General features: G+C 41.2%; 7 protein-coding genes. All 7 read right to left on the bottom strand.

Features of this window, described 5'->3' with window-relative positions; translation table 11 throughout:
- Positions 1-204 precede the first annotated feature (204 nt).
- The 7 genes from BM107_RS08810 to BM107_RS08780 all read right to left on the bottom strand — a co-directional run bounded on the left by BM107_RS08810 (position 205) and on the right by BM107_RS08780 (position 11,196).
- Positions 205-2,970 carry a DUF5695 domain-containing protein gene (locus BM107_RS08810; RefSeq protein ID WP_208864360.1) on the bottom strand — a complete coding sequence of 922 codons (2,766 nt, stop codon included), beginning with the start codon at positions 2,968-2,970 and terminating at the stop codon, positions 205-207.
- Between the two features lie 532 nt (positions 2,971-3,502).
- Entirely contained in the window at positions 3,503-5,278 is a 1,776-nt protein-coding gene (locus tag BM107_RS08805) for an aminopeptidase P family protein (protein ID WP_090982341.1), read from the bottom strand.
- Between the two features lie 460 nt (positions 5,279-5,738).
- Positions 5,739-6,206 (bottom strand): hypothetical protein, encoded by a 468-nt coding sequence (locus tag BM107_RS08800; RefSeq protein ID WP_090982339.1) that lies wholly within the window; start codon positions 6,204-6,206, stop codon positions 5,739-5,741.
- A 7-nt stretch (positions 6,207-6,213) separates the two neighbouring features.
- Complete coding sequence (locus BM107_RS08795) at positions 6,214-6,594, bottom strand: LytR/AlgR family response regulator transcription factor (RefSeq protein WP_090982337.1); 381 nt, start codon at positions 6,592-6,594, stop codon at positions 6,214-6,216.
- A gap of 206 nt (positions 6,595-6,800) precedes the next feature.
- Positions 6,801-7,703, bottom strand: coding sequence for a metallophosphoesterase family protein (locus tag BM107_RS08790; protein ID WP_090982336.1), 903 nt, complete (start codon positions 7,701-7,703; stop codon positions 6,801-6,803).
- A gap of 110 nt (positions 7,704-7,813) precedes the next feature.
- The gene (locus BM107_RS08785) at positions 7,814-9,679 is read right to left on the bottom strand and encodes an alkaline phosphatase (protein WP_244278769.1); all 1,866 of its coding nucleotides are present in this window, start codon (positions 9,677-9,679) and stop codon (positions 7,814-7,816) included.
- A complete protein-coding gene (locus BM107_RS08780) occupies positions 9,673-11,196 on the bottom strand; it encodes a RagB/SusD family nutrient uptake outer membrane protein (RefSeq protein ID WP_090982334.1) in 1,524 nt (507 codons plus the stop codon). The genes BM107_RS08785 and BM107_RS08780 overlap by 7 nt, the downstream gene beginning before the upstream one ends.
- Between the last annotated feature and the right edge of the window lie 9 nt (positions 11,197-11,205).

The raw sequence follows: 11,205 nt of genomic DNA, 5'->3' as shown, positions 1-11,205 counted from the left end.
GCCTTTCAGAACGCTACGGATAGACCTGATAAATCAATCCTGTCCGTAGTGTTAAGCGCAGCGTCACTGCGGATTAATGGATGGTGTTGAGTTTTAAACTCAATGGCGAAACAACGAGTCAGACACTCTATTTTATTCCGTCATCCGTAGCGCCTTTCAAAACGCTACGGATAGCACGGATAGATGTTTGATGGTGATGGTTGATTATTTTTGAAGAATGACTTCGGTGGTGTGATCTTTTGCCAGCGGGAATTCATACCCTCCCCTTTTCTCTATGCTTTTACTTTTTACTGAATAAACACCTGTTCCTTTAACTTTTGCAGGTTGCGATAACCGCAGTAAGGCGTTAGCCGTATATTCACCCGCTTTAGCAAGTTTTAGCCGGATTTCACCATTTATGGTATTATAGTTTACTTCATCAATGGTGCCGGCATCAAGACTGATCCAAAGCCCTGCTGGCGCAATGTAAACTGATGATTTTGCTGCCGTAGTCAATTTAACATTGACCGTATTGCCAGTTTTATTCACATTGCCACCAAAAGCTAACCATCCGAATTCAGGATGATTTAAAATGTAAGAGGAAGTATTAACCGCGTAACCAAAAAAGCCTGAGCCATAATCGCCCGTAATCCCGTCATTTTTCAAAGTTGACGGATAAGCATGGAATGCTGCTGGCGCAAAACCTTCCTGGGTAATGTTAGAAATGCCGCCCAACAGGCCGCCATAACCTGCTCGTAAAAGATAGAAATCGCCAGGGTTTTTACGGTAATCCATTAAAACGGGAATGGCGTTAAGTGCTGAACCGTAATGATGGATCATCCTTTCGATACGCGAAAGTTTACCACCATAAAGAAAATCCCAGTACCTACGGGCATTACCATTGTACGCCCAGTGCGGCAATACAGGCATATAGGCCAGGATGGCATCAAGCGTTACATTTGCTTTATCCTGGTAGCCAAAATAACTCGACCATACGTAAACTTCTTCTTGACCTGTAGAATCCCAAGGCATTTCACTACCAAATGGATATTGCAACGAGCGCCAGTGGTTAGCCCGTTTTTTCATTTCATTTTCTAACCGGGTAGCTTCTGCGGTTAATCCCTCATTTTTGAGGTCGTTTAAGATGAGATAGAATACTGTACCTTCCATCTGGCCAAATTCTGAATAGTAAGGTGCAATATTAACCATAGCCATACCTGTTTCGGCAGCATCAATAAGATGTTGTTTCCAGCTCTGCTCTGCTATAAGACCTCTATAATTACGTGCCAAACGGTACATCACCCAGTGGGCCGCTGCAACATGGGGGTAATTGTAAGATCGGCCGAGGTTATCAGCCTCTTTTTTTGGCCATGCAGACCATACTTTAAAGTTAATGTTCGCATCATAAGTACCCTTAGGAAGTGAATCTGGTGCATAGTAAAACAAGCTCTTTTTTACACCATATTTTTGGGGGCCGCTTTTAAGCTGTAACCTGCCAAACATTACGCTATCTACAAATTGTTTAAGTTTATCTACTTCTTCTTTTTTGGGCTGTACCAATTGTTTCATGATGGCGCCTAACCACGAACCTGCACCTCCCTCATCACTTAAACCAGAAATCCATGCCCGGTTATCCTGCACTACCTGCAGTTGCTTTTCATTGTCGTAGGTAATCACCGAAGGAGTTCTGTTAAAAACAGGATCCGGCTGGTTAAACCACTGCCTGGTAGTTAAAAAGTTACCATAACTCGCAATCACGCTACTTTCAGGATCAATCACTTTGTAGTTTATGGTTTGTTCCAAACCATCTTCATAAGTAATGGATAACCTTGCCCTTCCCCATGTATTCCCCTTTACCGAATAACTTTTCCAACCATTTTTGGTTGAGCCTGACGCCACAACTCTTAAGGCATTTTCGGGCTGAACCTGAATAGCTTGTATCTTTTTGGGGTAATTTATGAATAGTTTCCCTTCAACATCTCTGGCTAGCACATAACCCGGAACAGATATGGCTACCGGTCTCTTGTTTTCAATCAGTTTATTCTCGATATCTTTCGCGGTACCCGAAAGAATAAACTGAAGGGCATAACTCCTGCTTTCGCCTGGTTTTAAAACTGTTGAAGTTGGGGTGTTCCATTGCTCGGCATTTTTCCACTCGTTTCCAGCATAGGCTTTACTATACACCATCCATTCGTAAAAACCCTCAAAAGCAATTCCTCTTGGCGTACGGTCGTCGTTAAGTGGATTGTAAGCTTCAAATGGTGTATGCCCTAATGGGGCAACCAGTAAAGAAGGTGCATGTCCGCTTAAGCGGGTAACCTGTAAATAACCGGCATCTTTTCCAATGTATGGATCATAAAATACATTCTTGGCATGGGTCTGTTCCAGTGTACGCCCTTCTAAAATATTGTCAAAAATCATTGGTATTCCCAATGCACCAATTTCAACGTTTCGATCCGTTTTGTTTTTAAGTTCGAAACGCAATACAAGTTTCCCATTAACCATTTCCCAGGTCCGTTTCACCTGTAATGGAATATCAGCAGGAAGTGTCGCTGCAAGATCAGCAGCAGCAAGGGCATTTTTACCTACCTGGATGCTTTTTACAGGACTCCGTTTTGCCGCAGTGCTGTAGCTCTTCCAGCCTTCTTCGCCGGTATAGCGTAATTTTAAATTGATATCGCCCAAGTGGTACAGCCCATCTGAACTCCGCACTTTTAAACTATCGCCGGGTACAAAATCGAAATCTTTAACCAATTTTGGCTGGAGACCTGCTACAGTTTGAGATGATTTAACGAGCTTTAAATTAAACGCCCCGGCATTATAAGATGAAAAACCATTTTCCAAACCTAAAGTGGAAGGCCTTTTCCCTAAGGCAAGCCAGGGCGACTGGGCCTGGACAACCTCAATATTCACTAAAAATAAAACGAAGCAAAATATTGCTTTTAAAGTGTTTAAGAATAAATATTTATTTTTTATTGGCTCAATAATCATGACGAAACGCAGATTTTGTGAATTTAGTTAACCAAAAGTAAAATTTAAAAGTAAAGCATACACCGAAATTTTAAAATAGCGCAAAATCGGTAAAGAATTGGTGTATTTATAGCAAGTTCAGCCCGCTAAGATAAGTGAATGGCAGATCAGATGGTAAACAGCATGAATTGCTTTCCTAGGTCAAAATATTAACCACATAAGGGATATCAGAACATTAAAAATTTGATCGATGAGTGGAAGGTTCCTCGATAAGCTCAGACTGACAAAGTTTATATTAAACTCCATTTAATTTCCTGCAGATTACGCAGATAATACATGAGTGGATTGCATAGGCTGCTGAAAAGACCATCTCAGCAACGATGATAGCCTAAGAGATCAGCTAATTCGAAAACATTGGCGTGAAAAGCACATTTACTCACTGCATCGCCATTCCCAACCTGATTGGAAATGATGACGCATTGGTACGGTTTGTAGCTTTTAGGTTCCGACCGTGCGAATTACGACCGTTATTTATATTACTGGTAATAAATGATTAAACAGGCTGACATTTACCTTTCAACCATTTGGCTTCTTCCTCTAACAGCATGGGTTGTAGCTTCTGGAACACCATTTGGTTGTATTGATTTAGCCACTCGATCTGATCTGCCGATAAAAGCGTTTTGTTGATGATGGTGGTATCGATAAAACATAAGGTTAACGTTTCGAAAGTGAGAAAGTGGCCAAATTCACTACTGCTGCCAGGTACACATAAAACAAGGTTTTCAATGCGTACGCCGTGTTTTCCCGGGCGATAAATACCAGGTTCAATGGAGGTTACCATGCCTGGTTTAAAAACTACGTCTACATTAGCCGGACTAATATTCTGAGGTCCTTCATGTACATTCAGAAAAAAGCCTATCCCATGTCCGGTTCCATGCCCAAAATTTATAGCATGTTCCCACAGCGGTTTTCTACAGATCGAATCGATCTGATAACCTTTGGTACCTTCCGGAAAAATTAGTTTAGAGCCTTCTATTAACCCTTTAAGCACTAAAGTATAATCATCGGCCTGGGTTGCAGAACATTTACCAATGGGCATCACCCTGGTAATATCGGTTGTGCCGTATAAATATTGACCTCCTGAATCGACAAGAAACAAACCATCATCTAAAATTTCCTGATTGCTTTCTGCTGTTACGTTATAGTGTGGCAATGCACCGTTTGCATTGTAACCCGCTATGGTATTAAAACTCAAACCTACGAAAGATTCTTGTTCTGCTCTGAATGAAGCCAGTTTTTCTGCCGCAGACCATTCTGTAATCTGTTCCTTACCTAAACGCTCTTCCATCCATTTAAAGAACCTCGTCAGAGCTACACCGTCATGCAACATTGCTTTCCGGATATGCTTAATTTCGGTATCGTTCTTTAAACTTTTTAAATTTGTGCTCGGATTAATACCTGAAATGATTTTACCACCTTTTGGCAAACATTCAAATAAGCCGAAACAGGTACGTTTTGGATCAATAAAAATCCGGATATCTTCTGGTAGTTCTTTTAGTGCTGTAGCCACTTCAGTATAGGGATGCAGTGCTACACCTTGCTGATTTAGTGTCTGGATATCCGTTTGTGATAGCTTTTGTTTGTCTATAAATAGTTTAACCCCTTCCGGTGTTATTAAAGCAAAACTTAAAGTTACCGGATTATAATCTACGTCTTGCCCGCGTAAATTAAACAACCAGGCAATATCATCAAGTGATGAAATTAAATGATAATCTGCTTTATTTATGCTTAAAACTGTCCTCACCTCATTAATTTTAGCTGAAATGCTAAGTCCTGCAGCTTCCTCATCGATTAAAAAAGCATTTTCTACAGGCAGCCCTACCCTATCCTGCCAGATGTCGCTAATAAAATCAACATGGATTGTTTCTATTTCATTCTGAGCTAAATTATGCTGTAACTCCTGGGCCAACGCCACTGTGATGAGTTCGTAATTAAAACCTACCTTTGCTCCTCTTGGCAGCATGTCGCATAACCAACTGATATACTCCGGAGTGTGCGGCACTTTTAGTCTTACCAGTTCGTAACCAGTACCGGTCAATTGTGCTTCGGCCTGTGTAAAATATCTCGAATCAGTCCACAAACCGGCAAAATCCTGCGTAACAACCAGCGTGCCGGCAGAGCCTGTAAATCCACAGGCGAAGGGAATGGCCTTGTAATGTGCAGGTAAGTACTCACTAATGTGCGGATCTGCAGCGGTAATAATATAGGCATCTATTTTTTTAGCGAACATTAATTGGCGCAGGGCCTGTAATTTTTCTGCAAAGGTCATCTAAGAATTGTTTTATTGGGTCAAATTTAAATATTACACCGATATCTTAAAATAAACCAGTATTAATACAACCGATGTTTCGCTTATTTTTGGTTGAAATCAGGTTCAATAATAGTATTATATTAGCTGAGCAGATAAAGTGTTTGATTATTAATACTGCTTCTCCGCAGCTTGTAAAAGCTTTTCGATTAAGGAGCCGTCAAACGCTGACCTGCAGTGCAGCGGAAAGGTATACAGTAAACCGAGCCTTAGGCAAGCTCAGCGATAGTAATTCATTTCAGCGTCGTTCCTGTTAAAAAGACGCTAACTACGAAGCAGTTACAAGTCATTATAAATATTATCTCTACCTGTAGAAACAAGTTTCAGCCTGAAGAACGGTCAGGTATGGAAGGTTTATGAAACCGTATTTTAATTCAATAATGATCGAATTCAGGTCTTCAGGTGAACATATCCGGAGAGGTTAAACATACCGGTCTATTGCCGGAGCTTTGATTACCAGGTAAGAATCTGATTTCTGAAAGCAGCGTATGTTAAAAACAAGGGCCGATTCCCGCTGGGCCAATGCATGGATGCCCAATGTAAAACGTTGTTTAAAACTTTTGTTACAAGCCTCTTTATGGCAGATTATTTCATAACGCTGCAAATTTTCTACAATCACATCAAGCACATACCTTGGCCATTGTTTTTTGATTAAATCGGGTAACCAGCTAAACTGCTGTGTATCTATTAAATCACCCATCTTTTCAATAACCACCGGGGGAATATCTTCACCTACAATCTGTGTCCAGTTTCCTTCAACTTGATCAATAATACCTAATACCTTACATCCGCATATAACCAACCAGGGATCTGTCATACCTGCGCGCATCAGTTGATAGGGTATAGCTGCTGAAAGTTCCTGTTCAAAGAGGTAGGTAAGTTGGATCATAGCGATATCAATTGTTCATCGGCAAATTATTAAGTCGTAACAGTTTATCAATTGTACCGGTAAAACGTTTCATTGAAATCGGCTTGCCGAGATAACATTCAAAATTAGAATCTATTCTCCTCACTTCATTTTCAAGGTGAGAGGAAGCGTAGATTACGAACCTCGCTTTAGAGCGGAGATGCTGAGACAGTTCAGTACCTTTCATCCCATCCATATCAATGTCCAAAAAAAGAAAGTCGATTTGGTCGCCCGCACTAATTGTTTTTAATGCGTCTACAGGATTATCAAAGGCATCAGCTAATCTTAAAAAATGTGTGTCTTCAATATAATCAAGAAGTACATCTATGGCGTGCTGTTCATCGTCAACAATTGCACAACTATAATACATAAGCAAATTTAGATAGGTTACACCAAACTTAACATATCTTAATCCGAATCCATATAGAAAGACATAAAAAGGGTAAAATTACGGTAACTATTTAAGTATTAATCAGACGAAATTTCTGTTTTAATGCATTTTCAAAAAGCGTTCAAAAAAATACCAACTATTTAATAGCCGGTACATCGCGTTGCACAGCAGGTTAAATTCATTCATCAATACTCTATATATTGTTCCTCAAAGCTACCATCAGCATACAAATCGATTATTCCGTAGCCAGGTGCAGTTTCTCTTCTGTTCCCCTCCCACCAGGCACCAGATACCGCACCATTACAGATATAGGTTACATTGTTATAGACCACTTTATCGCGCATGTGCAAATGACCGCTTAAACACAATCTTACATTGGGATGCGAGTAAAAAAGATGAATAATTTTGGCGGTATCGGTATGCATATCTCCACCCAACATCGTCCATTTGTTCACAACATTATCTTCTATCATCAATAATGCAGTAAGGATTGGAATATGGGACATCACCATCACCGGCATGGTTTTACCGGTATTTTCCAATTCGTTTTTTAACCAGTTGAATTGCTCATCACCAAGTTTACCAATATACCAGGTATTGTCTATATCCAAATGGGTACTATCCAGCACAATGATTTTCCATCCGTTCTGTATCAGGCTGTAATAAGGTTTAACCAACTGCAATTTATCCATAGCGTATTTCTTCCCGTAAAAAACTTCGCCTTTGCTATCTTCGTTCCACCAGATATCGTGGTTACCCAAACAATAACTTACAGGAATACTACATTCGTTTTTCATGGTTTCCTTTACCAGTTTCCATTGACCGTTAATGGTACCCATATTTTCTTTGTTCATATCGAAAACAATATCTCCACCATTTAAAATCAGATCTACTTTTGGCAATTGTGCCTGTAAATGGTGCAAACATCTGGCAAATCTTGCCGGTGCATTAAACTGGTTCTTCAGGTGTACATCTGTAAGATGCGCAAGCCTTAAAACAGGCTTTTTTTCAGTGGTTAACGAAACTTTCGACAATGCTGGCAGCAAAAAAAGGCCACCGATACTTTTGAGTGCAGATCTTCTTTCCATCGGTTTTTTTATTATTTAAAACGAGTATTGTAATATGATGCTAGATTAAGAAAAAAGCGGCGCTGTAGTAGGTACAGACACCGCTATAGGGATATTTTCGCCTTATTTACTTATTTAGCTTTTGCCAGATGAAAGGCTTGAATAATTTTATGAAAAATTTGATTATTGGGATAAACACCGCTGAAATTTTGTGCACCAGGGCCATAAGCGAAAACCGGAACCATGATCCCCGTATGATCGTTGGTACTAAATTCGCCCCTCACCATTCCTTTATCGGCATCGCCATCTAAAAGTGTTAGTCCACCTGTTTCATGGTCGGCAGTTACAATAACCAATGTTTCGCCGTCCTGATCAGCAAAGCGCAGTGCCTCGGCAACAGTACGGTCGAAGTCGTGAAATTCGGTAACCAGATAAGGCAGATCGTTGCTATGACCACCGTAATCAATCTGCGCACCTTCAGTCATGATAAAGAAACCAGGTTTGTTTTTCGATAAAATCTGCAGGGTATGTGATAATGAATTTTTAAGCATATCGCCACGGCCTTTTATAACCGGTCTGGTGGCAGAATCATCCAGCAAAACCAATTGTTTACCCTCATACTGCTTTTCAAAATCACTTAGATTATTGGTTAAGTGAAAACCTTTAGCTTTTAAATCAGCCAAAAGCCTGCTGTTTTTATTCTGCTCGAAAGCTTTGCGGTTAGAACCAACTAAAACTTCGGCCTTGCTGGTCAACAGATCATTCGCAATTGCTCCATTGTAGGATCGGTCAAGCTGATGCGCGTAAAATACCGCTGGCGTGGCATCAGTCAGGTCGCCTGCGGTGATGATGCCACTTTTGATACCCAAAGCAGATAGGGTATCTACCAAATTGATTTTATTCTGATTATCAGGCCCCATTCCAATGTAACGGTTATTGGTTTTATAACCTATGGCCATGGCGCTCCCACCCGCGGCAGAATCGGTGTTTCCGGCATCGGCAGCGGCGGTTTCAGAAAAGCCGATGTAATGGAATTTGGCCATGTTCAAATCACCATGATTGGCAATCAAACCCGCGTGAATGGCAGCCAGTCCCATACCATCACCGATTAACAAAATGACTTTTTTTGGCGCCTTGTTCTGCCCGTCGGTTTTGTATGTGGGTGTGTAGGTTGCATAGGGCTTTGGATTGGTATAACTCAATTTATCCTGATTCAGATAAAAATCTTTCAGTTTGGTTGGTTTATCGGTATTAATCCAATCAGCGCCCAACCTTTCGAGCACAATCCAGGTATTCGGGCTATCCTGTGAAGCCCAGAACCGGAAAGGTTTGCCTTTCTGATGTGCCTGTTCTATTGTGGCCCTCAGTTTCACTTCATCGGTTTTGGTTGGGTTGCCCTTTCCATTCCATATGGTATGATTTTTCAAATCATCACTGATCATCGCAACCCGGCCTAATTGTGCATCGGTATAAATGGTTGTTGGTCTGCCATCAAAAGATAATTTTTCATCATAATTTTTAAAATCGGCCGGGGCAGGCATATCGCCACTAATTACCACTTTAATGGCATTAGCATTCTTTTTGGCATCAAATACTTCTCCATAAGCTTCAAGCTCTTTCAGCAATACTGGGAGTACATGCTGGTAATCTTCTTTTACGTCAACTACCAGTTGCAACCTTAAGGCCGCATTGGTGTAAGGATGATTTCCTTTTGCTTTAAAAAAGCTGGCTAACGGATCGAGGTACTTTTTTTTAAGTGTAAAACCCGGCTTAATTTCTGAAGCTTCATGTGCGACATATAATTCGCCATCTTTTAAAAAAACGTCTGCCTCAATGGATCCCATTTCGGCATAATATGCGGTAAGAAGCGGAATATCCTGCTTATAATCATTGTGGCTATGCCCATGGTTCGCGTTTAACCTCACCTGGGCAGATGCACTTTGCAGCCCCAGCACAAAGGCCATTGCCGCAAAGTTTATTGCTATTTTTTTTACCATCCTGGGTTTTGTTTAATTACACCCGCACTGTTATCAATTTCTCTTTGTGGTACGGCCCAAACATCGTGTACCTGTGGATTGAAAGTTCTTGCCGGCCAAATCACACTGCCATCATAATCATGCAAAGGTTTGGCATATGTAGCCTGGGCATCGCCCCATCTCACTAAATCGCGGTGACGATCTGCCCATTCTCCGGCGAGCTCATTTCTACGTTCGCGTTTAAGGTCGTCTATAGTCATTCCCGTTTTAGCCCCTAAACCTGCCCTCAGCCTAATTTTGTTCAGTTCTGCATCGCCCGCGCCCGCACCGCTCAGGTTAATGGCAGCTTCTGCTTTAATCAGCAATACTTCTGCATAACGCATTAAGGGTACATTTAAATCTGTTGTTCCATTATCTCCGTTGGGGTTAACATGGGTTGGGATCGGGTTGGCATAAGAAAATGGCTCCATGTACTTTTTAAACTGGTAATTTGAAGTTGCCCCTCCATCTTTAGTAAAGGAGCGTTCTGCGCCAAAAAACATGAATTTATCACCAGGTTTTAAAATGGTTGCTTCCCTGCGTTGATCGCCAGTTTCGTATGAATCGTAAAGTTCTTTGGTTGGCAGGTAATAGCCCCATCCGTTATAAATCCCCCAGGCTTTATTGGTTAACATTACCCCAGGGAGTTTGCTTCCCCAGCCTGTTCCGCCTCCGCTAGGTGTACATACTACCGACCAGATATACTCTTTAGACCAGTTATTTGAAGCTTTAAAAACATCTGCAAAACCTGTACTGATTAAATCATGCTGCCCGGAGTTAATCACCATATCTGCATATTTAGCGGCATTGGCATAATCTTTTTTGAATAGATATACCTTAGATAAATAAGCCCATGCTGCGGTTTTATGTGCTTTACCATAATCAGCGGGTTTCATTGCCGAAAAAAATGGAAGATTGTCAGCCGCTTTTAAAAGAAGCGAAATAATATAATCATAGTTTTCATTTACATTGCTGGCGCGGGGAATTGCCTGCGATGCGTCGGTTTCGGGTTTCACAATCGGCACACCTGCTTTATCGTTTCCGTAGTTTGCAGCCAGCTGAAAATAGACCAAACCTGCATTAAAATAAGCATCACCAATAATCTGCTTCTTCAAACTTTCATCCATATTGATATTGGGCACATTGGTGATGATATCGTTGGCACGTTTGATAATGGCATAACGCATACTCCACTGCGTTTCGGTATAACCACCGCCTACATATGTACGGTTAAAGTTTTTGATGTTATCGGCCTCTGGCTTGTTACGGCCGGTAACCATATCATCACTGGCATTGATAAACCAGAACATCCCGCGACCGTAAAAATCCTCTGCATTGTAGAGTTCATACATTCCGCCTTCGGCTTTCAGGGCGTCTTCTTTAGTTTTCCAGAAATTCTGCGCCGATGGAGAACCTTCCGGTGTAATATCAAGCTGTTTTGTGCATGAAGAGAAAACAGCAAGGGCGGCAAATGCCATATATTTTAAATTCTTTTTCATTGTTGTTGT

It is taken from the genome of Pedobacter suwonensis (assembly GCF_900111825.1).
Lineage (GTDB): Bacteria > Bacteroidota > Bacteroidia > Sphingobacteriales > Sphingobacteriaceae > Pedobacter > Pedobacter suwonensis.
Note: the sequence above shows the minus strand (reverse complement) of the source record. Positions and strands in the feature narration are given on the sequence as shown.